Below are 26,533 nucleotides of genomic sequence, written 5' to 3'. Positions count from 1 at the left end.
TCAGGATCATGAAAAAACCATTAACTCTTGCTGCACTCGTTGTAATTTCTGTAGTCGCTAATGCCACCAACGCTATCGGCGTTAATCAGCAATATCAATTAATAAGTAGTATAGCATCAGAAGAAATAGACGAAAATATTACCACGCCAAGCTTCATGCAATACATGCAAAACGGAAAGAGAACGCCATCTTGCTCAATCATATTAAAAAACAATGAATATAAGGTTGTATTTTTTGAATCGGACGATAGTGAAGATTATTCAAATTGCAATAAAATATACCCGCCAATAATAACAAAGATAAAAGGGCAATATTATGCCGCATACAGATATAGTGAAGAAGAAACTAGGGGGTCATTCATTGACGGCTATGTCGTTATGAATTTAACAAAAAACAGCTTTCATATTTGCCAAAACCAAGAAAAAATCACTGCCGAAATGAAGAAATCAAAAAAACAAACATCGAAACTCTTAAATTCCATAATTGAACGTAACGGCTGCCTTTAGGGGTGGGGCTTGTTCAGATCATTCCTAATGGGGCAAGGGCTATGAGAAAGCTTAAATTAGCCCTTGTTCTCCTCAGTTTTGCGCAGTTAACCCAGTAGCCACACTGGATGCAGCAGATGATTAAAAAAGCGACGCAATTGATTTTGGTGATTGCAACAACAGCTAGCCTAAATGTGGCTGTCGCTGCAGCTGACAATGCGAATCTTTATTCCTTCCTTTCCAACCCCAAGAGTCTTGTGGGTAGAAATAGCAAGTCGTTGACCTTATTCCTGGAAAAAAACTGTAAGCTTGAGAAAGCTGATGGGGGCAAGCTAAGAGGCAACTACAGCGAAATTTACGAGTGCAAGCTGGATGAGAAAGATGTCATGGTTGGTATTAATCTACAGAAGAAAACCAGGACAACCGAATATTTTGCCATTTTGGCTCCGGAAGAGTTGTATTCCAGAATTTTCAGTAAAATTCAAGAGAAAAATGGCAAGGGTTATAAGATAGATGAGTCCGGTGGGTCCTACAAGATCAACGGATGGACTATTCCCCTCTCTAGTAGCAAGAATGTCAGTCTGGAAGTTGAGATCTTAAAGAAAGATAAAAAGACCCTTCTGCAGGCTCACGCAGAAGGGAATGAGGGGCCGTGAAAATCATGAGAAAAATCTTTGTTGTTGCACTGTATGCCGTATCTATCCCATGTTTTGCAGAGATAGTAAGGCTTAATTCACCCGACAAGACAGAAAGTATCAACTACAGTTGCGCCGATGATGGTTGCTCTGCCTGGATTGACTCTGACACAGGCAAGATCAGCCTGTTCAAGGATGTACCGACCAGCACCGTTAGTGCCAAATGGCACTCTCCTAGGTTGGCTGGAGTGTCTTTTTCCTGCGGCAGCCCATGTAATATCAGTTTTTTTTATCAGAAAGGAAACGGTGTCTCCAAACCTGTGCACGACGTGTTGGCGTTGGACGCCCAGCGTGCCTGCGTGTTAAAGCCGACGGATGATGGTAAGGGTATTGCGTTAGCACCAATTTTCTATGAAGGCGGTGCCAAATATTATTGGCAGGCCAGATATAGTGATCCCAGGTTCGGTTTTTATACCCAGTCAGCAGTGATCTTTTCCACCATCAAGGGAAAATTCCAAACTGATGGGAAGTTGAAGCTGAGCTATTTGAACAAGGATGGCAACAACACCGAAAAACTGATAGACCAGAAGTGCCCAGATTAGAATTCAACAAAACCACTGGCAGCGGCGGAAGAGGGTATTCCTTCTGATTGCTCAATTCTGGGCAATCCCAATCGCTAAAAAGACATCCCGACGGCACGCAAGAGACTATCGACATGCATCAAATCCAATTCACAAGCTCAATAACCTCGCATTGTCATGAAAAATAAACAATTTATATTGGCGCCTTTCTTGTTCATGATGGCCTCCACATCGCATGCGGTAACGCCGACACTTTGCGGGCTCAACGAGACGGTGGCGTTCAGTTGCATATTGAAAAAGCCAAAAAAGATCGTTTCGATATGCGCATCAAGCAAATTGAGCGAATCCACTGGCTATGTTCAATATAGGTTCGGGTTGCCGGGGAAAGTAGAGTTTGTTTTCCCAGTGAAAAGGGAGGGTAGTCAAAATCGATTTGTCTACTCGCGTTATACGCGTCCTATGGTTTCTAGAGTCAGCCTGAGTTTTAAAAATAACGGATATGATTATGAGATTTATAGTGATCAAGAGTATGAGGAAGGTTTCGATTCGGTAGATTTTATCGAAATTTCTGTCGCAGGTAAGAAAATGTATTGCGCCCCGAATGCCGTGGGCAGCCTGATGTCATTGGAAGATGTGCTTCCCAACGACCCGGAAGCATGGAAGTACTGAAAGCAGCAGACGGAAGGCGGCTTAACTCACGCTGCAAGCCTACAGGATTCCAGTGCCCAGAGGCGGAGCGGAGTTCTGCAACAACGCTCCTTGCCATAGCCAAGCCCTAGCGCTTCCCCATCCTCCCAAGCCTGCTGCACCCCTTCCTCAGTAGTCTCTTTACGCCACCCCGTGTCGGTATGCGGCAAAAACCGGTCGCCACTGCCGACGTTGGCCGAAACCGCCTCGTGCACCATTTCTCCTGACTGACGGCGTGCCCCCTGTGCGCCGTGCCACGACAACGTGCAGGAGATTCTGATGCAACCACTCGTTCCCATCGATGTAGATCCGGATTCCGGTGTGTGGACCACCAACGGCCTGCCGATGCTGTATGTGCCGCGCCACTTCTTCGTCAACAACCACATGGCTGTTGAGGCGGCGCTGGGCAAGGGTACTTATTCCGAGGCGCTGTACGACGCCGGCTACCGCTCCGCCTACTTCTGGTGCGACAGCGAAGCGCGCACCCACGGCCTGGAAGGCATGGCCGTGTTCGAGCATTACCTCAATCGCCTGTCGCAGCGCGGCTGGGGCCTGTTCTCCTTCATCGAGGCTGACGCCGCCACCGGCCACGCCAAGATCCGCCTCGACCATTCCTGCTTCGTGCTGGCGCAGGGCATGGCCGGTGCGCCCAAGAGCGAAGGCATGGCCTGTTACATGTTCGCCGGCTGGTTCGCCGGGGCGATGGACTGGGTGGGGGAGAAGCTGGGCTACGACTACCACACCATCAGTGCCGAAACCCAGTGCGCCGGCCAAGGCGCCGACTACTGCGTTTTCACCGTCGAGCCGAAGTAAGGGGGCATCATGCGCTATCCGCACCTGTTTTCGCCGATCACGCTGAACAAACTGACGCTGCGCAACCGCATCGTCAGCACCGCGCACGCCGAGGTGTACGCCGAGCCCGGCGGTCTGCCCGGCGAACGCTACATCCGCTACTACGAGGAAAAGGCCAAGGGCGGCCTCGGGCTCGCCATCTGTGGCGGTTCGAGCCCGGTTTCGATCGACAGCCCGCAAAGTTGGTGGAAGTCGGTCAACCTGTCCACCGACAAGATCATCGACCCGCTGGCGCGCTTGGCCGAAGCCATGCACCGCCACGGCGCCAAGATCATGATCCAGGCCACCCACATGGGCCGCCGCTCGAGCTACTACGGCGAGCACTGGCCGCACCTGGTGAGCCCGTCCGGCATCCGCGAGCCGGTGCACCGTGGTAACGCCAAGATCATCGAGCCGCACGAGATCAAGCGCATCATCGGTGACTTCAAGCAGGCTGCACGCCGCATCAAGGCCTCGGGCCTCGACGGCATGGAAGTGTCGGCTGCGCACCAGCACCTGATCGACCAGTTTTGGAGCCCGCGTACCAACTTCCGTAGCGACGCCTACGGCGGTTCGCTGGAAAACCGCATGCGCTTCGGCATTGAGGTGTTCCAGGCGATCCGCGAGGAAGTCGGCGCCGACTTCTGCGTCGGCCTGCGCATGTGCGGCGACGAATTCCATGAAGATGGCCTGACCCACGACATGCTCAAGGACATCGCCCAGGCGATGTCGGAAACCGGCCTGATCGACTACCTGTCGGTGGTCGGCTCCGGTGGCGACACTCATAACACGCTGGCCAACTGCATGCCGCCGATGGCGCTGCCGCCGGAACCGTTCGTGCATCTGGCCGCCGGCATCAAGTCGGTATCCAAAGTGCCGGTGATGCACGCCCAGAGCATCCGCGACCCGAACCAGGCCGAGCGCATCCTGTCCTCCGGCATGGTCGACATGGTCGGCATGACGCGAGCCCACATCGCCGACCCGCACTTGGTGATCAAGATTCGCGACGGCAAGGAAGACCAGATCCGCCAGTGCGTCGGCGCCAACTACTGTATCGATCGCCAGTACTTCGGCCAGGACGTGCTCTGTATCCAGAACGCCGCCACCAGCCGCGAAGCGACCATGCCGCATACCATCGAAAAGGCCAAGCATAAGCGCAAGGTGGTGGTGGTCGGTGCCGGCCCGGCCGGTCTGGAAGCCGCCCGCGTAGCCAAGGAGCGCGGCCACGACGTGGTGCTGTTCGAGAAGAACGACGTGGTCGGCGGTCAGATCGTGCTCGCCGCCAAGGCGCCGCAGCGCGAACAGATGGCGGGCATCGTGCGCTGGCTCGACATGGAAACCCAGCGTCTGGGCGTGGACCGTCGTCTCGGCACCGCCGCCGACGAAGCCATGATCCTGGCCGAGCAGCCGGACATCGTGGTGCTCGCCACCGGTGGCGTGCCCAACAGCGGCATGGTGCCGGCTTGGGGTGTGGCCGAGGGCCTGGCCGTGACCGGCTGGGACATCCTGTCCGGCAAGGTCGAGCCGAAGAAGAATGTGCTGGTGTACGACGCTGTCAGCAGCCATGCCGGTTTCGGCGTGGCCGACTTCCTGGCGAGCCGTGGCAGCCAGGTCGAGATCGTCACCCCGGACGTGAAAGTGGGTGACGACACCGGCGGCACCACCTTCCCGATCTTCTATCGCCGTCTCTACGCGCAGGGCATGATCCCGACCCCGAACTACTGGATGGACAAGGTCTACCAGGAAGGGGACAAGCTGATCGCGGTGCTGCGCAACGAGTACACCGAGGCGCTGGAAGAGCGTGCGGTCGACCAGGTGGTGATCGAGAACGGCATCCTGCCGAACGACACGCTGTACTGGTCGCTCAAGGAACGCTCGAAGAACCTGGGCGTTACCGACGTGCACACGCTGTTCGCTTCGCAGCCGCAGCCGTGCCTGTCCGAACCGCTGAGTGGCGACGAGTTCCTGCTGTTCCGCGTTGGCGACTGCATCTCCATGCACAACATTCACGGTGCGATCTACGACGCACTGCGTCTGGTGAAGGACTTCTGACATGACATTCACCCTGGCTTATGCACTCACCGGCCTGTTCTGGCTGGGCGCGGCGCTGCTGTCGCTGGGGCTCGTGCGCCGGGCCGCGCTGTGGCGGCAGGGGCGCGCCGCCCCCGTGGCGCTGGGCAGGCTCATCACCATCCCCAAGCGTTATTTTGTCGATCTGCACCACGTGGTGGCGCGCGATCCCTTCATCGCCAAGGCCCACGTGGCCGTGGCCGGCGGGGCGGTGGCGGTGCTGGCGCTGGCTGCGCTTAACTACGGTCTGATGCTGTACCTGCCGGCGCTCGATGCGTTGATGCTGCTGGCCGCGCTCTTGATGCTGGCCGGCGCGATGTTGGTGCGTGCCCGCCGCAAGGCGCCGCCGGCCCGGCTCTCCAAGGGGGCGTGGAACCGCCTGCCCAAGAGCCTGCTGCTGTTCTCCATCGGCGGTGCGCTGGCCGCTCTGCTGGCGCTGAGCGGTGACGCTTTCGGCACTGCCGCGCAAGGTCTGGCCTTGCTGGCGCTGGCGGGCCTGGCCTTGGGCGGGGCGGAACTGGCGCTCGGCATCGGCCTCGGCGGGCCGATGAAGCACGCTGTGGCCGGTCTGCTGCACTTGGCCTTCCACCCGCGTCAGGACCGCTTCAGCGGTGACAAGCGCTCTACCGACCTGAAACCGCTCGACCTCGCCGCCAAGGATTACGGTGTCGAGAAGCCGTCCGACTTCGCCTGGAACCGTCTGTTGTCCTTCGACGCCTGCGTGCAGTGCGGCAAGTGCGAAGCCGCCTGTCCGGCCTACGCCGCCGGCCAGCCGCTCAACCCGAAGAAGCTGATCCAGGACATGGTCACCGGCATGGCCGCCGGCAGCGGTCCGGCCTACGCCGGTAACCCGCACCCGGGCCAGGCAGGCAAGGTGCGCCAGGGTGATCCGCACCAGCCCATCGTCGGCGGCCTGCTCGATCCGGAAACGCTGTGGTCGTGCACCACCTGCCGCGCCTGCGTCGAGGAATGCCCGATGCTGATCGAGCATGTCGACACCGTGGTCAGCCTGCGCCGTCACGTCACGCTGACGCGTGGCGAGGTGCCGGGCAAGGGCCGCGAGGCGCTGGCCAACCTGCGCGATACCGATACCGTCGGTGGCTACCCGCTGGCCGCGCGCTACCACTGGGCGATCGACCTCAACGTGCCGGTGCTGCTGCCGGGCGAGCATACCGACTGGCTGCTGATGGCGGGCGAGGGCGCTTTCGATATGCGCTATCAGCGCGCGCTGCGTGCCCTGGTCAAGGTGCTCAAGGCCGCCGGCCTGAAAGTGGCGGTGCTGGGCGAGGTGGAACCCGATTGCGGTGATCTGGCGCGCCGTCTCGGTGACGAGGCGACCTTCCAGCAGCTCGCCGGCAAGATGATGGACACACTGGGGCGCTATCGCTTCAACCGCATCGTCACCCCCGACCCGCACCTGTTCCATTGCCTGAAGAACGAGTATCCGGTGCTGGGTGGGCGCTACGACGTGGAGCATCACAGCCAGGTACTGGCCGATCTGCTGGAACGCGGTGCCGTACCGCTCAAGGCCGACGCGGCGCCGCTGCCGGCCACCACTTACCACGACCCGTGCTACCTCGGCCGCTACAACGGCGAGACCGATGCGCCGCGCCGCGTGTTCAAGGGCATCGGCATCAAGGTGGTGGAGATGGAGCGTTCCGGGCGCAAGGGCCGCTGCTGCGGCTGGGGCGGCGGGGCGTCGTTCACCGACATTCCGGGCGAGCGTCGCATCCCTGACATGCGCATGGACGACATTCGCGCCACCGGTGCCGAACAAGTGGCGGTAGCCTGCCCCAACTGCACCGCGATGCTGGAAGGCGTGGTGGGGCCGCGACCGGAAGTGGTTGAGTTGGCTGAACTAGTGGCCGCACGGCTGGCCGTTTAGAAATCGCTTTATCCCTGGCTGCGCGAGCTTCATGGCGGCGTTGTGCGGTGCTCGGAATCCTCATGCACTCCATGTGCACTCCGGTTCCTGTGCGCCGGGCGCCTTGCCCTGAAGCCGCTCGCCAAGTGCTAAAACGATTTCCGGGAGATTAAAACATGTACAACGATCGACCCATTCCGCGCATCGACCCGCGCCGGCCCTATGTGATCGGGCCGTCCGGACTCAAGCGCATCGTGCTGGGCGAGAGCGTCGGCAGCCGCGAACCGCTGCTCGCCGGCCACGCTCACAGCCAGCAAAAACCGCAGCGCAGCGCCGGCCCCTTCGCCAAGCGCTCGCTGGTGGTGATCCATACCGACCGCGGTGCGCTCGACGAAGCCGCCCGCGAAACGCTGGCCGCCGCCGCCATCATGGCCTCGGCCGACACGGAAGTGCTGGTCGTCCTGTTCGGTGCGCAGGCCGAGGCGCTGGGCGATGCCGCGGCGCTGGCTGGTGCCGACCGCGTGCTGTGCGTGGAAGACCCGGGCTATGCCCCGGAGCGCAAGCTCGCGCTGCTCGCCCAGCTGTGGAAGCAGGAGGCGCCCCAGCAGGTGTGCTTCCCGGACCGGGGCGCCGATGCCGACCTGGGACGGCGCTTTGCCTGTCGTCAGCGCCTGGCCATGGCCAGCGACGTGATCGAGGTGGTGGCCGGACACGAAGTGCGCCGGCTGGCGCCAGGCGGGCGCTTCGCCGTGCGCGACATTCCGCCTGTGCTGCTGTTGGCGCGCAAGGTGGCCGACGCCAGGCTGCCGTTCCGCGGCGCCGGCGTGGCGATGCCCGACCTCAAACTGCCGGTGGCGCAGGAACGCATCCGCGACCTGGGCAGCCGCAGCTGCCCGGCCTCGCAGCTCGCGCTGGAAGAAGCTGACCTGATCGTTTCCGCCGGCAACGGTGTGCAGGATACCGCCGGCCTGCGCCAGTTGGCCGAAACCATGGGCGCGGCGGTCGGCGCCTCGCGCGTGGCGGTGGACGACGGCCGTTTCACCCGCGACAAGCAGGTCGGTGCCACCGGCAAGACGGTGCAGGCCAGCGCCTATCTGGCGTTCGGCATCTCCGGCGCGGTGCAGCACCTGCAGGGCATCAAGGAGTGCCGGCATGTCATCGCCGTCAACCTGGACGCCTCGGCGCCCATCGTCAAACGCGCCGACCTGACCCTGGTGGAAGACTGCCAGGCCCTGATCGCCGCACTGAACAAGCTGCTGGCCGCCGAACGCTCGGCCAGACCCGTGACGGAGAACACCCGATGAGCACCCCCATGCTGAAAGTGGCCGTGCTGGTGGCCCCGGCCATTCACCCGGTGAGCGGCCGCCCGTGTACCCATCCCGCCGACAGCGCCGCGCTGGCGCTGGGGCTCAAGCTCGCCGGATCATCCGAGCGGCTCACCGTGCTGTACGCCGGCGCCGCCGCGGACGAGGCGCTGGCGGGCTATCTGGCTCAGGGCGCGTCGTGTGTCACGGTGCTGCCCACCGCCGAAGACGCCGACATCGCCCCGCTTCTGGCGGCGCAGATCGCCGACGCCGAGCTGGTGCTGTGCGGTACCCGCGCCGGCGGCGGGCAGGGCAGTGCGCTGTTGCCCTACCAGTTGGCCGAAGAACTCGAGGCCCCGTTGTTGCCCGATGCGCTCTCGGTGGCGATCAAGGGCGGCTCGGTCGAAATTGAGCAATTCCTGCCCAAGGGGCAACGCCGCTCGCTCGCTGCCGCGCTGCCGGTAGTGGTCACGGTGCACGAGCGTGCCACGCCGGCCCTGCCGTACTCCCATGCACGCAAGGAAGCGGGCAAGGTGCGCAGGCTGATGCCGGTGGCCGCCAAGGCTGCCGAGTGGCGCTATGAGCCGGGCGGCCGTCGTGCCCGTCCGCTGGTCGCCGCCAGCCGCGCCAGCGGGCATGAACGCATGCTGGGGGCGATCGCTGCCGATGACGGAAAAACGACTGGCCTGGTCGTAAAACAAGGTGATCCAGTCGAAAAAGCACAAGTTCTGCTCGATTACCTGCGCGACCATCAGCTCGTCGATTTCTGACAACAACTTGCCGCCACCCGCCCCACCCGGGGGGCGGCTTTATAACCCGAAGCAGCGTTGTTTTTGGAGAACTATCATCATGACCAGCAGCACGATCGCGTTTCATCCGAGCCTGAACTTGCGCGAACTGGTGGCCCGCCGTGTGCCGGGCTACAGCCTGGAAGCCCCGTTCTACACCTCGCCGGCCGTATTCGACGCCGACATGGAGCACATCTTCGGCAAGCACTGGATTTATGTCGGCGTGTCGATCGACGTGCCGGAGGCGGGTGACTACATGACCGTGCAGATCGGCTCGCAGCCGATCCTGATCGTGCGCGACGACGACAACGAAATCCGCGCCTTCCACAACGTCTGTCGTCACCGCGGCTCGCGTCTGTGCGCAGAAGAGAAGGGCACCGTTGGCAACCTGGTGTGCCCCTACCACCAGTGGACCTACGACCTGACCGGCAAGCTGATCTTCGCCGACCACATGGCCGAAGGTTTCGATCTGTCGCACCACAGCCTCAAGCCGGTGCACCTGCGCAACATGGCCGGCCTGCTGTTCATTTGCCTGGCTGATAATCCGCCGGAAGACTTCGACGTCATGGCCGAGACCATGACCCCGTACATCGCCCCGCACAAGATCGACGATTGCAAGGTGGCGGAGCAGGTCGACATCATCGAACAAGGCAACTGGAAGCTGACGCTGGAAAACAACCGCGAATGCTACCACTGCACTAGCAACCATCCCGAACTGACCGTGTCGCTGTTCGCCTACAGCTACGGCTTCGCGCCCAAGGCCGAAACCGCCGAGGGGCTCCGTCAGTATGACGAGATGGTCGCTGACCGCCACCAGCACTGGGAGTCCTGTGGCCTGCCCTCGACCGAAGTCGAACGCCTCAGCGACGTTACCGGCTTCCGCACCATGCGCATGCCGCTCGACCGCGCCGGCCAGTCGCAGACGCTGGACACCAAGGCCGCGTGCAAGAAACTCCTGGCCGACTTCAAGGACGCCTCGATCGGTGGCCTGTCGTTCTGGACCCAGCCCAACTCTTGGCACCACTTCATGGCCGATCACATCGTCACCTTCAGCGTGATTCCGCTGACGGCGGACACCACGCTGGTGCGTACCAAGTGGCTGGTGCACAAGGATGCCGTGGAAGGCGTCGATTACGACGTCAAGAACCTCACCGCGGTGTGGAACGCCACCAACGACCAGGACCGCCGCCTGGTGGAAGAGTCCCATCAAGGCGCCAAGAGCTCGGCCTACCAGCCCGGCCCGTACTCGCCGTACACCGAGACGCTGGTGGAGAAGTTCTCCGAGTGGTACATCAACCGCTTGAGCGCCGGGCTGGAGTAAATCCGTCCACGGGCCGGCGCCGCCGGCCCGTTTTTAACGTTTTCGAACCTGTTTACCATCTGTCGCGAGCGGGCTGGGCGGGAGGCGCTTCCAAGCCGGGTCAGGCGGCAAGACGTGACGCAGGCTTACACAGGTAGGGCACGATCATGAATGCACCCATCCACTCCGCCATCTTCACCGAACCGGCACCGTACTGGCAGCCCGGGGTGGACGACACGCTCGAATGCGTGGCCGTGCACGACGAAACCCACGACGTGCGCACCTTCACTTTCCGTGCCGTGCCGGCGCGCCGCTTCGCCTATCTGCCGGGCCAGTTCATCACGCTGGAACTGGAGATCGACGGCGAAACCGTCAACCGCTGCTACACCCTGTCGTCGACGCCGACGCGGCCCGACACCGTCACCATCACCGTCAAGCGCGTGCCGGGCGGTCAGGTCTCCAACTGGCTGCACGACAACATGAAGCCGGGGCAGCACGTCAGCGTGCTGGGGCCCTCCGGCGAATTCAGCTACGCCTCCGCCCCAGTCCGGCCTTACTTGTTCCTGTCGGCGGGCAGCGGCATCACCCCGCTGATGTCGATGAGCCGAGCGCTCGCCGACCTCGGCCCGCAGCTCGACATCGCCTTCGTGCACAGCGCGCGTACCCCGGCCGACCTGATCTTCCGCCATGAACTGGTGCAGATCGCACGCATGCGCCCCGGCTTCCGTCAGGCGGCCATTGTGCAAAGCCGCCACCCCGAGCCGGAGTGGCATGGCCTGGAAGGCTTCCTCGATCTGGCTGCATTGGAGCGGCTGGTACCCGATTTCCGCCAGCGTGCGGTCTACTGCTGTGGCCCGGCGCCGTACATGTCCGCCGTGCGCAAACTGCTGACCGACGCCGGCTACGACATGGCGCTGTATCACGAGGAAAGTTTCAATTTCGCCGAACTGGCGGCGTCTCCCGTCGTGGAGGAGGCCGGGTGTCAGGCCGAGACGGCGGAGTGCGAGGGCGGTTTCGAAGTCCGTTTCGCCAAGCTCGGCGACGTCATTACCACCGCACCGGGACAGACCGTACTGGCCGCCGCGCAGCAACAGGGATTGCGCTTGCCGTCCTCGTGCTCGCAAGGGGTGTGCGGTACCTGCAAGACCAAGCTGCTGGAAGGCAAGGTCGACATGAAGCACGGCGGCGGCATCCGCCAGCGCGAGATCGACCAAGGCTGGATACTGCCGTGCTGCAGCATCCCGCTGACACCTCTCGTGCTCGATCGTTAACTGATCATCATAGCCGGCCTTCGTGCCGGCTTTGTTTTACTGGCAGTATAGGGCCGCTCTGACCTGCCTTAGTGTTGTATTGCTGCCAGTGCACATGCACAGAAAAAGGGCTGCTCGTGGTGCACGAACAGCCCTTTTTCTTCAATGTCTTACCGTTCTGGTGCAGGTGACTCGGATGTCGTTTAAAGACAAGTCGCCGTCGACTGTCGATTGTTTTCCCTAGCCGAACCCCCCTATCTTTTGCCTTGATACAGATCAATTATTACAACTGTTGAGGCGAATCTGGCCCTTTCCCACCTGTCGTGGGTGAGGTGTCCGGCACGGTGCTGTTTCATCGTACATCGGCCCGCCGAGGCAAAGGAGAAAGCGATGCAGTCTGGCAAGATCGTTGTGGAGAACCTGTACAAGGTATTCGGCGACAAGCCGCAGGACGCCATGCGGCTCCTGAAGGCGGGTGAGAGCAAGGAAACCGTGTTTGCCAAAACCGGCCAGGTGGTCGGCGTCAACAACGTGTCGTTCTCGGTCGACGAGGGCGAAATCTTCGTGCTGATGGGCTTGTCGGGCTCGGGCAAATCTTCGCTGATCCGTCTGATTAACCGCCTGATGGACCCGACCGACGGACGCATCCTGCTCGATGGCCAGGATATCACCCGGCTGTCGCAACCAGAACTGGTGGCCCTGCGCCGCCGCGACATGAGCATGGTGTTCCAGAGCTTCGCCCTGATGCCGCACCGCTCGGTGCTGGAGAACGCCGCTTTCGGTCTGGAAATCGCCGGTGTCGGCCGCAAGGAGCGCGAAACGCGTGCCATGAAGGTGCTGGAGCAGGTCGGCCTGGCGCCGTTTGCCCGCAAGTCCCCGCACGAACTGTCGGGCGGCATGCAGCAGCGTGTCGGCCTGGTGCGGGCGCTGGCGGTCAACCCGTCGCTGATGCTGATGGACGAAGCGTTCTCCGCGCTCGATCCGCTCAAGCGCGCCGAGATGCAGGACATCCTGCTCGACCTGCAGCGCGGCCAGAGCCGTACCATCTTCTTCGTCTCGCACGATCTGGAAGAGGCGCTGCGCATCGGTACCCGTATTGCCATCATGGAAGGCGGTCGGCTGGTGCAGGTGGGCACGCCGCAAGAGATTATCGAGAACCCGGCCGACGACTACGTGCGCGAGTTCTTCAAGAGCGTCGATACCTCGCGCTACCTCCAGGCCAAGGACCTGATTGACCCGAGCGCGGCTGGCCTGGTGGTGAACGGTTATCCGGCCAACCACGCCGAGCTGGACAAGCACAGCTGGGTGGCCTGTGTCTCCAAGGACCACAAGCTGTTGGGCCTGCTTGGACGCGACGAACTGCGCAGCGAAGGCTGTGTGCCGAGCGAGCGCTGTGTGCCGGTCTCCCCGGTCGCTCCGGCTTCCTGTCTGCCGGATGTGCTGCAGCGCCTGTTGGGACAGAGCGAGCCGCTGCCGGTGGCCGACGGCGAGGGCCGCTACCTCGGCGTGATTACCGCCACCAGCGTGCTGTCGAAACTGTCTGCACACCGCCTGCAAAGCGCCCACTGACCGTCGTCCCGAACAAATCTTGTGGACGGCGCCCACTGCGCGTCCCTGAATGGAGCATCCAGCCATGTCCGACTTCTTGCATCGCCTCATCAGCAACCCGCACGATTTCCTGCCCATTGGCGAATGGGTCAACCAGTTCATCCATTTCCTGCTGGACCATAACGGCGGAGCCTTCGACGCCTTCGGCCGCGCGGTCGACCTGTTCGCCGAGTCGATCGAGGTGGCGCTGCTGTCGCTGCCGCCCTGGCTGATCATGGGTTTCTTCATCGGCCTCGGCGTATGGCGCCTGGGCTGGCGCTTCGCCGGCTTCGTATTGGCCGCCTTCGCGCTGATCTTCGGCACCGGCTTCTGGCCGCAGACCGTGTCGACGCTGGCGCTGACCCTGTCGGCCACGCTGATCAGCCTGATGATCGGCATCCCCACCGGCATCTGGTGTGCACGCAACAAGCGCGTTAATACCCTGGTGCGCCCGGTGCTCGACTTCATGCAGACCATGCCAGCCTTCGTCTACCTGATCCCGGCCGCGATGTTCTTCGGCCTGGGCCGGGTACCGGGCATCCTGGCGACCGTGGTGTTCGCCGTGCCGCCGGCGGTGCGCCTGACCAGCCTGGGGATTCGTCAGGTTAACAAGGAACAGGTCGAGGCCGGCCATGCCTTCGGCTGTACCTCGACCCAGCTCTTGTTCAAGGTGCAGTTGCCGATCGCGCTGCCGGCGATCATGGCGGGCGTGAACCAGACCATCATGATGGCGCTGTCGATGGTGATCATCGCCTCGATGGTCGGCGCGGGCGGTCTGGGTAACGACGTGCTGTCGAGCATCCAGCGTCTCGATGTCGGTCTCGGTTTCGAGAGCGGTCTGGCTGTGGTGTTGCTCGCGATCATCCTGGACCGCCTGACCGAGAGCTTCGGCCGAGGCCAAGCGGCACGCCAGGGTTAAACGTAGTCCAGCCAAGCCCCGCTGCCGGCCAGCCGGCGGTGGGGCTGGCCTGTTTTTTGCTGTATCAGAAGAATTCCAATTGATTTAGCAGCGCCCGTTACGAGGCGCCCCGAATGTCCGCACACTCACCAATCGTAGGAGGTCACCATGAGCCCGCAACAACTCGGTTCGCTGGCACATATCGGTTTCCTGATGTTGCCCAACTTTTCCATGATCGCCTTCACCAACGCGGTCGAGCCGCTGCGCATGGCCAACCACCTGTCGCGCAAGAAGCTCTACCGCTGGTCGGCGCTGTCCTGTGACGGTCAGCCGGTGGCGGCCAGCAATGGCCTGTCGGTGGCACCGATCACGGCGCCGGCCGACCCGTCGGAGTACGATCTGCTCATCGTCTGCGGCGGTATCCACGTGCGCGAGGCGGTGACGGATCAGGTGCTGTCGGTGATCCGCCGTTTTGCCGCTGCCGACGTGCCGCTGGGAGCGGTCTGTACCGGCTCCTTCGCGCTGGCCAAGGCTGGCGTGCTCAACGGCTACCGCAGCAGCATCCACTGGGAAAACCTTTCGGCCATCCGCGAGGAGTTCCCCAAGGTACTGTTCTCCAGTGAACTGTTCGTGATCGACCGCGATCGCTTCACCTGTAGCGGTGGCACCGCGCCGCTCGACCTGATGTGCAACCTGATCCGCTTCAAGGGCGGCAAGAGTCTGGCGGCGGACGTGTCGGAGCAGTTCATCGTCGACCGCATCCGCGACCAGCACGACCACCAGCACATCCCGCTCCTGGCTCGGGTGGGCACCGGTCACGAATCGCTGATCGACGCCGCGCTGGCGATGGAAATGAACATCGAGAACCCGCGCTCGCTCGATGAGTTGGCCGCCGAGCTCGGCGTATCGCTGCGCCACCTCGAACGGCTGTTCAAGCGCTATCTCGGCAGCACCCCGGCACAGTACTACCTCGACCTGCGCCTGCGACGGGCGCGTGAACTCTTGCTGCAGACCAATATGAGCGTGATGGAAGTCACCGTCGCCACCGGTTTCCTGTCCTCGTCGCATTTCTCCAAGTCCTACCGCAGCCTGTTTGGCTATCCGCCGAGCCGCGAGCGTCAGCAGGTGCAGCTCGAAGCCGCCATCATGTGATGCTTCAAGCTCGACGGCCCCGACCGAGGAGCATTTCTTGGCCGGGGCCGTCGTCCATTGGGCGACGCCTCATGACAAATCGCGGTCGCCATCAAGCAAGTAACCCGGTGCCAGCATGGCAATCTGCTATCAGCCCGCATTGTTGTTGGCGGCCTGAACACGGCGCAGAGCGCGTCGGAAAATTCTTATAAATTGCATCGGAGAGGTGAGTCATGAAGCTGTACAAGATTGCAGGAGCGCTCGCACTGGGTGCGTTCACCACCATGGCGATGGCGAACGATCCGGCCCAATGCCAGAAGGTGCGTTTCGCCGACGTCGGCTGGACCGACATCGCCGCCACCACCGGCATGGCCAGCGTGGTGCTGGAAGGGCTGGGTTACAAGCCGGTCACCACCATCGCCTCGGTGCCGATCACCTTCGCCGGCATCAAGAACAAGCAGATCGACGCCTTTCTCGGTTACTGGAACCCCAGCATGACCCCGATGATCGAGCCCTTCGTCAAGGCGGGCCAGATCAAGGTGCTGGACAAACCTAACCTGGTCGGCGCCAAGTACACCCTGGCGGTGCCTGACTACGTCGCCGCCGGCGGCCTCAAGACCTTCGCCGACATTGCCAAGTTCAAGGACAAGCTGGATGGCAGGATCTACGGTATCGAACCGGGCAACGACGGCAACAAGCTGATCGACGACATGATCAAGAAGAACCAGTTCGGGCTCTCCGGGTTCAAGCTGGTCGAGTCGAGCGAGGCCGGCATGATGGCGGAAGTGGAACGTGCCATCCGCCAGAAGAAATGGGTCGTGTTCCTGGGCTGGGAACCGCACCCGATGAACGTCAAGTTCAAGATGAACTACCTGGCGGGTGGGGATGACGTCTTCGGGCCCAACTTCGGCGAAGCCAAGGTGTTCACCGGGATGGCCACCGACTACCAGACCCGCTGCCCGAACGTGGCGCGCCTCTTGACCAACCTGCAGTTCAATACCGACATGGAAAACCGCGTGATGGGTCCGATCATGGACAAGGTGAAGCCGGAGCAGGCCGCACGCGAGTACCTGAAGAAAAACCCGGGCGTGCTGAAGGGCTGGCTGGCCGGCGTGAAAACTTTTGACGGCAAGGACGGTCTGACCAAGGTCAATCAGTATTTGGCGAAGTAAGCACGGGCGTATAAAGCGCTCCTAATAGCCGGTTCCTCCACCAGGAGGGCCGGCTTTTTTTGTCTGCCGTGTCCCGAAAGAAGGCAAGGTGCTTTGGGGTAGGGCCTCAAGCAGCCGTTCTTCCCCGGACCGGGCTGGGTGCGCTGAGCGGTTCCGTATCCCTTCCTTCCCGGTGGGACTCTCGTCTAGCGCTGCATCCAGCCGTGCTCGGCCGCAACCGCCAACAGACCTTGAACAGGCTCCGGGAGACTGTCTTGAAAATCAAATGGCAAGAGAATCGATTCACCCTCGCATGAAATGCGATACCTTTGCTTATCCAACCGATCTGACCCAGCAGCAATCGCTTTGTCAGACGCCAATCGATCCCCTCTGACCTCTCGCGTTGCTCGCCAAACCCTCGTGCCGGTGTCGTTTGCTGTCGAATTCCAGACGTGTGGGTTAGCGTCCGGACTTGTGTGAATTAATACACTCCACTGCTCAAGTAATGTCGTCTGGCGCGTTTCGTGCTCGTTGAAGGGTCGGTACAGCATGGATGAGCATGGCGAAGACCATGGAATGCTGGCCGGTCAGAGTCTAGGGTAAGCGCTCTGTGGCCCCGTGCGAGTCGCAGGAAGCGGTCAATCGAACCGCAACTGTGCTTCACGACCTGTCGCCGCTGCGACGGCACAAATCCCTTTTTCCTCTTCCGGCGATCGGGGCACGATCAATCGATGTAATGCACCACCGGCCTGGAGAAAGCCGGTGGTCGTGGCTTGTGCAGTTTTAAAAAAATGGTGTGTTTGTCGCGACCGACAGAGCGGGTGTGCGCCGTTTTCCGGTCCCTGGCATGCCGCAAAACAAAGGAGATATGGATGACCTCGTTACAAAAGGAAGCGGTTGTTTCCGCCGTAGCGATTGGGGATGAGACATCGGCAGCGTTCAAGCGGCGCTTCATGATAAGAATGATCCTTGTCCTTACCGGCGGTACGTTTCTGGATGGCTATATCCTCGGGATTGTCGGCCCGGTGGCCAGCAAGATGACCGCCGAACTCGGCATATCGGTGGTCTGGGAGGGCCTGATCGCGGCTGGCGCGCTGTTCGGAATTCTCTTCGGCTCGCCGCTGGGCGGGTGGGCGGGCGACAAGTTCGGCCGCAAACCGCTGTTCATGCTCGATATCGGGTTGTTCGTGATCGCGTCGGTCATGCAGTTTTTCACAAACTCTCCTCTGGAACTGTTCGTGGTGCGGTTGCTGATGGGCGTCGCGATCGGCGCAGAATACTCCGTCGGTTGGCCGATGTTGTCGGAATTCTCCCCCGCCCGGCTCCGTGGACGGCTCATGGGTCTGACCCTCATTGCCTGGTACGCCGGGTTTATGTTCGCCTTCGTCGTGGGCTATCTGCTGAACCAGTATACGGACCTCGGCTGGCGGAACATTCTCGGCACCAGCACGTTCATCGCGGTGGCCTTGTTCCTCGGCCGGCTTGGCATGCCCGAATCGCCGCGCTGGCTGTGGAGCAAGGGCCGTACCGACCAGGCGCGCTCCGTGGCGCGTCGGTATATGGGAAGTGCCTCCGACTTGGCCGACATTGAGAAGGAGGTGGCCCACTCGGGCGGTGGCTTCCGGAAGCTGTTCTCCCGTCAGTATTGGCGGTCCACGCTGTTCGTGTCGCTGTTCTTTTTCTGTGTCGTCACGCCGTACTTCGCAATAGCCACGTTCGCCGACACCGTGCTGCAGAAATTCGGTCTCGGCGGCGGTCTCGCTGGTGGCGTCGGGCTGTCAGCGGTGGCGTTGGCCGGCAGTGTGGCCACGGTCCTGTTGATCGACAAGGCAGGCCGCCGTGTGCTCACGGTGCCGCCGCAGTGGATCATCACCGTGATCCTCGTGATTCTCGGCTTGTGGGCAGAGGCGCCGGGGATGGCCGTGCTGGGCCTGTTCCTCGCCTTTTCGTTCTTTAACGCAGGCTGCGGTACGCTGACCTGTATCTACCCGGGTGAAGTATTCCCGACCGAGATCCGCGGGATAGGGACGGGCTTTGCCGCCGCCTTCAGCCGGATCGGGGCCGGCCTCGGTACGTTCCTGATGCCCTGGTCGATGAGCAATCTCGGCCCCTCGGTGACCATTCTGATCGCGGCCGGCATCGCCGCTGTCGGTGCAGGCGTGTCGCAATGGCTGGCCCCCGAAACCAAGGGCAAGAGCCTCAGCGAAACGGCCTCGGGGTTTTCGCACTAGCACCAGCAGGTATTGCCGGCAAAGCTGGGTTCGGAGCAGCCGGAAACTTTCCGGAAAGACGGGATGTCTTTTCGGCATGTGCGTGTCCTCTCAGTACACCTTTTATCGTTTGGTCAGCCGGTCGGAGTGTAAGGAATGACCTTCCGGCGCGACTAAAAGGGGAAGGGAGGTCCTGGTCATGAAACGTCGACAATTTCTGCGCTGCCTGGGCGGGGGGAGCGTTGCGCTGCTCGCGATGCATCGCGCCGCCCGTGCCGCCACCTCCGCGCTCGTGCCGCGGATGGTGACGGTGATCAAGTTCTCGGATGCGGGAACGCCGCTCGGCCCGGTTACCCTGCCGCTGGTGCAGAAGGACGCCGAATGGCGGCGCGTGTTGTCGCCCTTGGCGTATGCCGTGACGCGCCGGCAAGGCACCGAACCGCCGTTTTCCATCCCCGGCTACGACCGGCACGATGCCGGACTCTACCGTTGTGTCTGTTGCGGCAATGCCCTGTTCAGCTCCCGCACCAAGTATGACTCGCACACGGGCTGGCCGAGTTTCTGGCAGCCGATCGCTTCGCAGAACATCGCCACGCACAGCGACGTGACGCTCGGCATGGTGCGCACCGAGGTACGCTGCACCCTGTGCGAGGCGCACCTGGGTCACGTGTTCGACGATGGCCCGCCGCCAACGGGGCTGCGCTACTGCATGAATACCGTGGCGCTGCGTTTCGTTCCGCAGACCAAGGCTTCCTGAAAGCGGAGGTGGTGCGATGTTATTGCTAATGCTTTCCTACCTTGGCGGTGTGCTGACCATCTTCAGCCCGTGCGTGCTGCCGGTGATCCCGTTCGTATTTGCCCGTGCCGACCAGCCGTTCCGGCGCGCCGGCCTGCCGATCCTGCTCGGCATGGCGCTCACCTTCGCTGTGGTGGCCACGCTCGCCGCCGTCGGCGGCAGCTGGGTGGTGGCGGCCAATCAATATGGCCGCATCGCGGCGATGGTGCTGATGGCGCTGCTGGGACTGACCCTGCTGCTGCCGACGCTGGCCGAGCGCGTGATGCGGCCGCTGGTGCGGCTGGGCGGACAATTGCAGCAGCAGGCCGAGCACCAGGGCAGCGTCAAGGGGGCGCTGTTGCTGGGTGTGGCGATCGGCTTTCTGTGGGCGCCGTGTGCCGGGCCGATCCTGGGGCTGGTGCTGGCCGGCGCCGCGCTGAACGGCGCCAACGCACACACGGCGCTATTGCTGTTCGCCTTTGCCGCCGGTGCCGGCACCTCGTTGGCCGGGGCGCTGCTCGCTGGTCGCCGTCTCTTCGCATGGATGAAGCGCGGGCTGGGGGCCGAGGAGTGGATTCGCCGCGGGCTCGGCGTCGCGGTCCTGGCCGGGGTGACGGCGATCGCCCTCGGGCTGGATACCCAGTACCTGGCCAGGATTTCCTACGCCGGCACCGAGCATGCCGAGCAGGCGCTGATCGCCACGCTGTCGGCTCGCACCACGCCGCCCGTCGCGCCTGCGCCCAACGTCGGCATGATGCCGGTGGCGGGCACGCTCAAACTGGCGGATGAAGGGCCGGCGCCGGCGCTGGACGGTGCCACGCGCTGGCTCAATTCGCCACCGCTGAGCCTGACCGCGTTGCGCGGCAAGGTGGTGCTGGTGGATTTCTGGACCTACTCCTGCATCAACTGCCTGCGCACCTTGCCCTACGTGAAGGCGTGGTGGGGCAACTATCAAAGCCAGGGGCTGGTGATCATCGGCGTGCACGCCCCGGAGTTCGCCTTCGAACGCGACGAGGGCAATGTGCGCAAAGCCATCCGCGACCTCGGCATCCGTTACCCGGTGGCGATGGACAACGACTTCACCATCTGGAACGCCTACCGCAACCAGTACTGGCCGGCGCACTACCTGATCGATGCCCAGGGCCGGGTACGCGACCACGCGTTCGGCGAGGGCGACTATGCCCACACCGAAGCGGCGATCCGCCAGTTGCTGGCGGAGGCCCACCCCAAGATGTCCGGCTCGATGGCCCGGGTGCTGCCGTTGCCCGCCCAGGGCGTGATGGCGGCCGCGGGCGGCGACGGCAATGTCTCGCCGGAAACCTATATCGGCACTGAACGTGCCGAGCATTTCGCCTCGCCCGAGCGCTTCCGGCCGGATCGTGTTGCCCTGTATTCGGCGCCACCCGCGCTGGCGCTCAACCAATGGGGTCTGGCCGGCCGCTGGAAGGTGGGGGGCGAATCGGCCACGCTGGCGCGCCCGCAGGGGGCCATCGTCTATCGCTTCCGCGGCCGCGACCTGCATCTGGTGCTGGGTAATCCGCTCGGTGCCCCGGTGCGCTTCCGCGTCACGCTGGATGGTGCCGCACCGGGAGTCGACCACGGCGCCGACGTCGGTGCCGACGGCAGCGGTACGGTCGACGGCAACCGGCTGTACCAGCTGGTGCGTCAGCAGGCGGGCACTCGGGAGCGCACCTTCCAGATCGAGTTTCTCGACGCCGGGGTGCAGGCGTTCGCGTTTACCTTCGGCTAAACGGCGCTGATAAAAAACCGGTGCCGCGATCCTGGCCGGGCGGCAGAAAACGCGGCGTGGCCGACGTTGCTGCAAAGCCGCAGTGCACGTCGTGTGGCAGAGGCTTGCAGGGTGAACCTAAGGATTCGCATGCGAGCAACGACACCAGGGGGTTTTGTCGGCGGCCACGGCGTCACGTCCCCATCCCTCTTGCTGAGGAGGAAGACCATGATTCGCATCCGTACCCTGTTGTTGGTGCTTGGGGTTAGCAGCGGCCTGTTGATGCCGGCTCGTGCCCAGACCGTACCCGCCTTTGCCGGCGCGCTTCCCCCCGCCCACGGCAGCCAGGTCGCCGTGCTCGCCGGGGGCTGCTTCTGGGGCGTCGACGCGGTGTTCAAGCACGTCAAGGGCGTCACCAGCGTGGTGTCGGGCTACTCGGGCGGCAACGCCGCCAGCGCGCAGTACGAGACCGTCAGCAGCGGCACCACCGGCCACGCCGAATCGGTGAAGATCACCTACGACCCGGCCAAGGTGTCGTACGGCCAGCTGTTGCAGGTGTTCTTCGCGGTGGCGCACGACCCGACCGAGCTGAACCGCCAGGGGCCGGACCACGGCACGCAGTACCGCTCGGCGATCTTCTATGGCGACGCCGGCCAGAAACAGGTGGCGCAGGCCTATATCGCGCAGTTGGACAAGGCGCGCGTGTTCGGCCAACCTATCGTCACTCAGGTCGTGCCGCTCAAGGCGTTCTATCCGGCCGAGGGCTACCACCAGAACTTCCTGGCGCTGCACCCGGACAATCCCTACATCGTGATCAACGATCTGCCCAAGCTCGACGCCCTGCGCCGCTCTCTTCCGGCGTTGTATCGCTGAGGCGGGCCAGACAAAAAAGAACCCCCGGCTAGCGGGGGAAGGGACGTCAGAGGACGGGTGCCGAGGGCACGCGGTCAGCATTCCACGATGTTGACCGGCACCTCGACAATGTTCACGGCCAGGCCGCCGCGGGCGGTTTCCTTGTACTTGGTGCTCATGTCGCGGCCGGTGTCGCGCATGGTCTTGATGACGCGGTCGAGCGAGACGAAGTGCTGGCCGTCGCCGCGCAGCGCCATGCGTACCGCGTTGATCGCCTTGACCGAGGCCATGGCGTTGCGCTCGATGCACGGTACCTGCACCAGGCCACCGACCGGGTCGCAGGTGAGGCCGAGGTTGTGTTCCATGGCGATCTCGGCGGCGTTTTCCACCTGCTCCGGGGTGCCGCCCATCACTTCGGCCAACCCGCCCGCCGCCATCGAACAGGCCGAGCCGACTTCGCCCTGGCAGCCGACTTCGGCGCCCGAGATCGAGGCGTTGAGCTTGAACAGGATGCCGATGGCGCCGGCCGTCAGCAGGAAGCGCACCACGCCGTCTTCGTTCGCGCCTGGCACGAAGCGGGAGTAGTAGTGCAGCACCGCAGGCACGATGCCGGCCGCGCCGTTGGTCGGCGCGGTGACCACGCGGCCGCCGCCGGCGTTTTCTTCGTTCACCGCCAGGGCGTAGAGGTTGACCCAGTCGATCACCGTGAGCGGGTCGCGCAGGCTGGCTTCCGGTGCCGCCAGCAGCTTGCGGTGCATGTCGGCGGCGCGGCGCTTGACCTTCATGCCGCCGGGCAGGATGCCTTCGTGGGCGCAGCCGCGTTTCACGCACGCCTGCATCACGTGCCAGATGTTGAGCAGGCCGGCGCGCACTTCTTCCTCGCTGCGCCAGGCCAGTTCGTTCTCCAGCATGATCTGGCTGATCGGTTTGCCATGTTCCTTGCACAGCGCCAGCAGCTCGGCGGCATTGTTGAAGGGATGGCGCAGCTCGGTGGCGCCGGGCGGCACAAAGCCGGCTTCCACCGCCGCCTCGTCCACCACGAAGCCGCCGCCCACCGAGTAGTAGGCGCGCTTGTCGAGCACATCGCCGGCGTCGTCGCGCGCCTCGAAGGTCATGCCGTTGGGGTGGAAGGGCAGCGACTTGCGCTTGTGCAGCACCAGGTGCTCCGGCTCGCTGAACACCACTTCGTGGCGGCCGAGCAGCGACAGCCGTTTGTTGCTGCGGATCGCCGCCACCATGGCCGGCACCGCGTCGGTGTCGACTTCGTCCGGCAGTTCGCCCTGCAGGCCGAGCAGCACCGCCACGTCCGAGCCGTGGCCCTTGCCGGTGGCGCCGAGCGAGCCGAACAGCTCGCTGCGCACGCTGGCTACTCGTTCCAGCAGGCCGTCTTTCTCCAGCCGGGCGATGAACTGGCGCGCGGCACGCATCGGCCCCACGGTGTGCGAACTGGACGGGCCGATACCGATCTTGAACAGGTCAAAGACGCTGATTGCCATGGTTGCTTCTCTTGCTACGGCACCCCACGGGGCGGGGGCCTGATGAATTCGGGGGACAACCCCCGGCCGTTTCCGGCCGGGGTAAAACTTTTTATTAGGTCACGATCCTGCGCGGCGTTGCGGCCCTGGTCGGGGCTCTTTCATGGGGTGTCGCTGCGCGCCACCCATCCGCCAGGCCGCTCGCGCCGGATCGTGTCTCTGGGCTCAGCCGCGGTACACCGGGAAAGCCGCGCACAACTCGGCCACCTGATGCTTGACGCGCTCGATCACCGCCGGGTTCTCGATGTCGTCGAGGATGTCACAAATCCAGCCGGCCACGCGCTCCACTTCGGCTTCCTTGAAGCCGCGCGTGGTGACGGCCGGGGTGCCGATGCGGATGCCGCTGGTAACGAACGGGCTTTGCGGGTCGTTCGGCACGGCGTTTTTGTTCACCGTGATGTGCGCCGCGCCCAGTGCCGCGTCGGCCGCCTTGCCGGTCAGGCCCTGGTTGATCAGCGACAGCAGGAACAGGTGGTCGTCCGTCTTGTTGGACACCACGCTGTAACCGCGGTTCTGGAACACCTTGACCATGGCGCGGGCGTTGGCGATGACCTGTTGCTGGTAGGTCTTGAACTCGGGCTGCTGCGCTTCGAGGAAGGCCACGGCCTTGGCGGCGATGACGTGCATCAGCGGGCCGCCCTGGATGCCGGGGAAGACCAGCGAGCTGAACTTCTTTTCCAGATCCGGGTTGCTCTTGCACAGGATCAGGCCGCCGCGCGGGCCGCGCAGGGTCTTGTGGGTGGTGGTGGTGACGACGTCGGCGAACGGCACCGGGTTCGGGTACAGGCCAGCAGCAACCAGGCCGGCAACGTGGGCCATGTCGACGAACAGGTAGGCGCCGACGCTATCGGCGATCTCGCGGAAGCGGGCGAAGTCGAGCACCAGGGAGTAGGCCGAGAAGCCGGCCACGATCATCTTCGGCTTGTGTTCTTCGGCCAACCTTTGCACTTCGTCGTAGTCGATCTCGCCGGTTTCCGGGTTGAGGCCGTACTGCACCGAGTTGTAGATCTTGCCGGAGAAGTTGACCTTGGCGCCGTGGGTGAGGTGGCCGCCGTGGGCCAGGCTCATGCCGAGCACGGTATCGTGCGGTTCCAAGAGTGCCATGTAGACCGCGGCGTTGGCCTGGGAGCCCGAGTGCGGCTGCACGTTGGCGTAGTCGGCGCCGAACAGTTGCTTGGCGCGGTCGATGGCGAGCTGCTCGACCACGTCGACGTGTTCGCAGCCGCCGTAGTAGCGCTTGCCCGGGTAGCCTTCGGCGTACTTGTTGGTGAGCTGCGAACCCTGTGCCTGCATGACGCGCGGGCTGGTGTAGTTTTCGGAGGCGATGAGCTCGATGTGGTCTTCCTGGCGCTGGCGCTCGGCCTCCAGCGCGTTCCACAGGGCGTCGTCGAAGCCGGCAATCTGCATATCCTGGGTAAACATGATCTGTCCTTGTTGTTGCAGGGCCGGCGGCCAATGGGGCCGCCGCGTACCCGGTCGTTGGTGTCGACCTGTGGCCCGCACGGGCGAGGGAAGGGGAAAAGGGCGGGTGCAACGGCACGGACGCGGGTCCCCATCCGACACAGGTCAGATGACGCCCCCTCTGTCCTTTTGCCTGAGAGATTACGGTGGGGTGACGGGCACCCGGCCATGCTTCCTTCGGCGAGGCCTCACGGGCCTACTCTCCAGAGAGCCGAATGACATTGCGGTTCTTTTGCCTGAGAGTTTCTGGGGCGATACCCCTTCGGCGCCACCGCTCAAGGTGGTCTCTCCCGCAATGTTTGACGCGGCTGGTGCCGAATCTAGAGATGCCGCCGCGGCCTGTCAACGTGATTCGTTACGCGCCGGCGGCGGCGCTGGCACGGCGTATCGGGCCGGATGCTGACAGCGCCCGCCGACACGGGGAGTCGGCGGGGAGAATAGTCGCATTGGTGACGAAACTGGTCGGCTGTTGAGCTGCCAAGCGGTCACGGCCGGAGCGACGCCCACCGGCCCCGTTCGCGGCCGGTGTCGGGTCGATGCAACACTTTCATCGCGCGTCGGCAGGCTCACGCCGGCCAGGTTGCCGTGGGCACCGAGGCGGCGTTCAGCGTCGGGTAGAGCCGCACCACCTCGCCGATGATCAGCAAGGCTGGCGGACGCACCCCTGCCGCTGCGATGTGCGCCGGCAAGGTGGCCAGGTCGGCGCTGACGATGCGCTGCTGCGGCGTGGTGGCGCGCTCGATCACGGCCGCGGGGGTGGTGCCGGGGCGGCCGTGGCGCATCAGCTCGGCACAGATGCGCGCCGCTTCGGCCAGGCCCATGTAGATCACCAGGGTTTCCTCGGCGCCGGTGTGGCGTGTCCACTCGAGTTCGTCTTCGCCGTCGCGGCGGTGGCCGGTGACGAAGCTCACGCCCTGGGCGTAGTCGCGGTGGGTGAGCGGGATCAGCCCGCGCGCCGCGGCGCCGCAGGCGGCGGTGATGCCGGGGATCACCTCGCAGGGAATGCCGGCCTCGGCCAGCGCCTGGACCTCTTCGCCGCCGCGGCCGAACAGGAACGGGTCGCCGCCCTTGAGACGCGCCACGCGCCGCCCCTGGCGCGCCTGCCGTACCAGCAGGGCGTTGATCTCGTCCTGCGGCAGGGTGTGGCGGCTGGCCTCCTTGCCGACGTCGATGCGCCAGGCCGAGGGCGATGCCAGCGCCAGCACGGCGGGATCGACCAAGTGGTCGTACAGCACTACCTCGGCCCGTTGCAGCCGGTTCAATCCCTTGACCGTGATGAGCTCCGGATCGCCCGGCCCGGCGCCGATCAGGCAGACCGAGCCGGGAGGGAAGTCGTCGTTGGTGGAGGCGGTCTGAGCGGCGCTTGCGACGGCTGCCGAGAGGGGGGGAGAGGCGGGGTGGTTCATGCG

At 63.3% G+C, this 26,533-nt stretch carries 22 protein-coding genes and 1 riboswitch; of the genes, 19 read left to right on the top strand and 3 right to left on the bottom strand.

Translation table 11 applies throughout. From position 1 onward, the window contains the following. The first annotated feature begins 8 nt into the window (after window positions 1-8). The 19 genes from B9N72_RS20800 to msrA all read left to right on the top strand — a co-directional run bounded on the left by B9N72_RS20800 (window position 9) and on the right by msrA (window position 22,149). Window positions 9-506, top strand: a complete 498-nt coding sequence (locus B9N72_RS20800) for a hypothetical protein (RefSeq protein ID WP_143477816.1) — start codon at window positions 9-11, stop codon at window positions 504-506. A 107-nt stretch (window positions 507-613) separates the two neighbouring features. Continuing rightward, window positions 614-1,141 (top strand): hypothetical protein, encoded by a 528-nt coding sequence (locus B9N72_RS11510; protein ID WP_143477815.1) that lies wholly within the window; start codon window positions 614-616, stop codon window positions 1,139-1,141. After that, complete coding sequence (locus tag B9N72_RS20795; protein WP_143477814.1) at window positions 1,138-1,722, top strand: hypothetical protein; 585 nt, start codon at window positions 1,138-1,140, stop codon at window positions 1,720-1,722. Before B9N72_RS11510 ends, B9N72_RS20795 begins: the two co-directional genes overlap by 4 nt. Before the next feature lie 156 nt (window positions 1,723-1,878). Beyond that, window positions 1,879-2,370: a hypothetical protein gene (locus B9N72_RS20790; RefSeq protein ID WP_143477813.1), complete on the top strand. Its 492-nt coding sequence runs from the start codon at window positions 1,879-1,881 to the stop codon at window positions 2,368-2,370. Between the two features lie 297 nt (window positions 2,371-2,667). Then, the gene (locus B9N72_RS11490; RefSeq protein WP_085276537.1) at window positions 2,668-3,201 is read left to right on the top strand and encodes a DUF5943 domain-containing protein; all 534 of its coding nucleotides are present in this window, start codon (window positions 2,668-2,670) and stop codon (window positions 3,199-3,201) included. Between the two features lie 9 nt (window positions 3,202-3,210). After that, window positions 3,211-5,271, top strand: a complete 2,061-nt coding sequence (locus tag B9N72_RS11485; RefSeq protein WP_085276536.1) for an NADH:flavin oxidoreductase — start codon at window positions 3,211-3,213, stop codon at window positions 5,269-5,271. 1 nt (window position 5,272) lies between these two features. Beyond that, window positions 5,273-7,174, top strand: a complete 1,902-nt coding sequence (locus tag B9N72_RS11480) for a DUF3483 domain-containing protein (RefSeq protein WP_085276535.1) — start codon at window positions 5,273-5,275, stop codon at window positions 7,172-7,174. 155 nt (window positions 7,175-7,329) lie between these two features. Further along, complete coding sequence (locus B9N72_RS11475; protein WP_085276534.1) at window positions 7,330-8,457, top strand: electron transfer flavoprotein subunit alpha/FixB family protein; 1,128 nt, start codon at window positions 7,330-7,332, stop codon at window positions 8,455-8,457. Beyond that, window positions 8,454-9,227 (top strand): electron transfer flavoprotein subunit beta, encoded by a 774-nt coding sequence (locus B9N72_RS11470; RefSeq protein WP_085276533.1) that lies wholly within the window; start codon window positions 8,454-8,456, stop codon window positions 9,225-9,227. The genes B9N72_RS11475 and B9N72_RS11470 overlap by 4 nt, the downstream gene beginning before the upstream one ends. Before the next feature lie 79 nt (window positions 9,228-9,306). Continuing rightward, window positions 9,307-10,566, top strand: coding sequence for an aromatic ring-hydroxylating oxygenase subunit alpha (locus B9N72_RS11465; RefSeq protein ID WP_085276532.1), 1,260 nt, complete (start codon window positions 9,307-9,309; stop codon window positions 10,564-10,566). A 146-nt stretch (window positions 10,567-10,712) separates the two neighbouring features. Further along, window positions 10,713-11,816, top strand: a complete 1,104-nt coding sequence (locus B9N72_RS11460; RefSeq protein ID WP_085276531.1) for an FAD-binding oxidoreductase — start codon at window positions 10,713-10,715, stop codon at window positions 11,814-11,816. Window positions 11,817-12,185: 369 nt separating this feature from the next. Then, complete coding sequence (locus B9N72_RS11455) at window positions 12,186-13,364, top strand: quaternary amine ABC transporter ATP-binding protein (RefSeq protein ID WP_085276530.1); 1,179 nt, start codon at window positions 12,186-12,188, stop codon at window positions 13,362-13,364. Between the two features lie 64 nt (window positions 13,365-13,428). Beyond that, entirely contained in the window at window positions 13,429-14,301 is an 873-nt protein-coding gene (locus B9N72_RS11450; RefSeq protein WP_085276529.1) for an ABC transporter permease, read from the top strand. 147 nt (window positions 14,302-14,448) lie between these two features. Beyond that, on the top strand, window positions 14,449-15,432 hold the full coding sequence (locus B9N72_RS11445) for a GlxA family transcriptional regulator (RefSeq protein WP_085276528.1): 984 nt from the start codon (window positions 14,449-14,451) through the stop codon (window positions 15,430-15,432). Window positions 15,433-15,644: 212 nt separating this feature from the next. After that, window positions 15,645-16,583: a choline ABC transporter substrate-binding protein gene (locus B9N72_RS11440; RefSeq protein WP_085276527.1), complete on the top strand. Its 939-nt coding sequence runs from the start codon at window positions 15,645-15,647 to the stop codon at window positions 16,581-16,583. 851 nt (window positions 16,584-17,434) lie between these two features. After that, window positions 17,435-18,793 carry an MFS transporter gene (locus B9N72_RS11435; RefSeq protein ID WP_085276526.1) on the top strand — a complete coding sequence of 453 codons (1,359 nt, stop codon included), beginning with the start codon at window positions 17,435-17,437 and terminating at the stop codon, window positions 18,791-18,793. A gap of 178 nt (window positions 18,794-18,971) precedes the next feature. Beyond that, window positions 18,972-19,529 (top strand): peptide-methionine (R)-S-oxide reductase MsrB, encoded by a 558-nt coding sequence (gene msrB / locus B9N72_RS11430; protein ID WP_085276525.1) that lies wholly within the window; start codon window positions 18,972-18,974, stop codon window positions 19,527-19,529. A gap of 28 nt (window positions 19,530-19,557) precedes the next feature. Continuing rightward, entirely contained in the window at window positions 19,558-21,297 is a 1,740-nt protein-coding gene (locus B9N72_RS11425) for a cytochrome c biogenesis protein DipZ (RefSeq protein WP_234985957.1), read from the top strand. A 207-nt stretch (window positions 21,298-21,504) separates the two neighbouring features. Beyond that, window positions 21,505-22,149: a peptide-methionine (S)-S-oxide reductase MsrA gene (msrA, locus tag B9N72_RS11420; protein WP_085276523.1), complete on the top strand. Its 645-nt coding sequence runs from the start codon at window positions 21,505-21,507 to the stop codon at window positions 22,147-22,149. Between the two features lie 74 nt (window positions 22,150-22,223). Here the strand turns inward: msrA and B9N72_RS11415 are convergent, their stop codons facing one another. The 3 genes from B9N72_RS11415 to cobA all read right to left on the bottom strand — a co-directional run bounded on the left by B9N72_RS11415 (window position 22,224) and on the right by cobA (window position 26,530). After that, window positions 22,224-23,624, bottom strand: coding sequence for an L-serine ammonia-lyase (locus tag B9N72_RS11415; RefSeq protein ID WP_085276522.1), 1,401 nt, complete (start codon window positions 23,622-23,624; stop codon window positions 22,224-22,226). Between the two features lie 204 nt (window positions 23,625-23,828). After that, window positions 23,829-25,085, bottom strand: a complete 1,257-nt coding sequence (glyA, locus tag B9N72_RS11410) for a serine hydroxymethyltransferase (RefSeq protein ID WP_085276521.1) — start codon at window positions 25,083-25,085, stop codon at window positions 23,829-23,831. A gap of 253 nt (window positions 25,086-25,338) precedes the next feature. Continuing rightward, window positions 25,339-25,427, bottom strand: a riboswitch (glycine riboswitch). 263 nt (window positions 25,428-25,690) lie between these two features. Further along, window positions 25,691-26,530 (bottom strand): uroporphyrinogen-III C-methyltransferase, encoded by an 840-nt coding sequence (gene cobA / locus B9N72_RS11405; protein WP_085276520.1) that lies wholly within the window; start codon window positions 26,528-26,530, stop codon window positions 25,691-25,693. Window positions 26,531-26,533: the final 3 nt, after the last annotated feature.

Origin of the sequence: Pseudogulbenkiania subflava DSM 22618, assembly GCF_900177275.1 — a bacterium.
GTDB lineage: Bacteria > Pseudomonadota > Gammaproteobacteria > Burkholderiales > Chromobacteriaceae > Pseudogulbenkiania > Pseudogulbenkiania subflava.
This window is presented reverse-complemented; position numbering and strand designations above follow the sequence as displayed.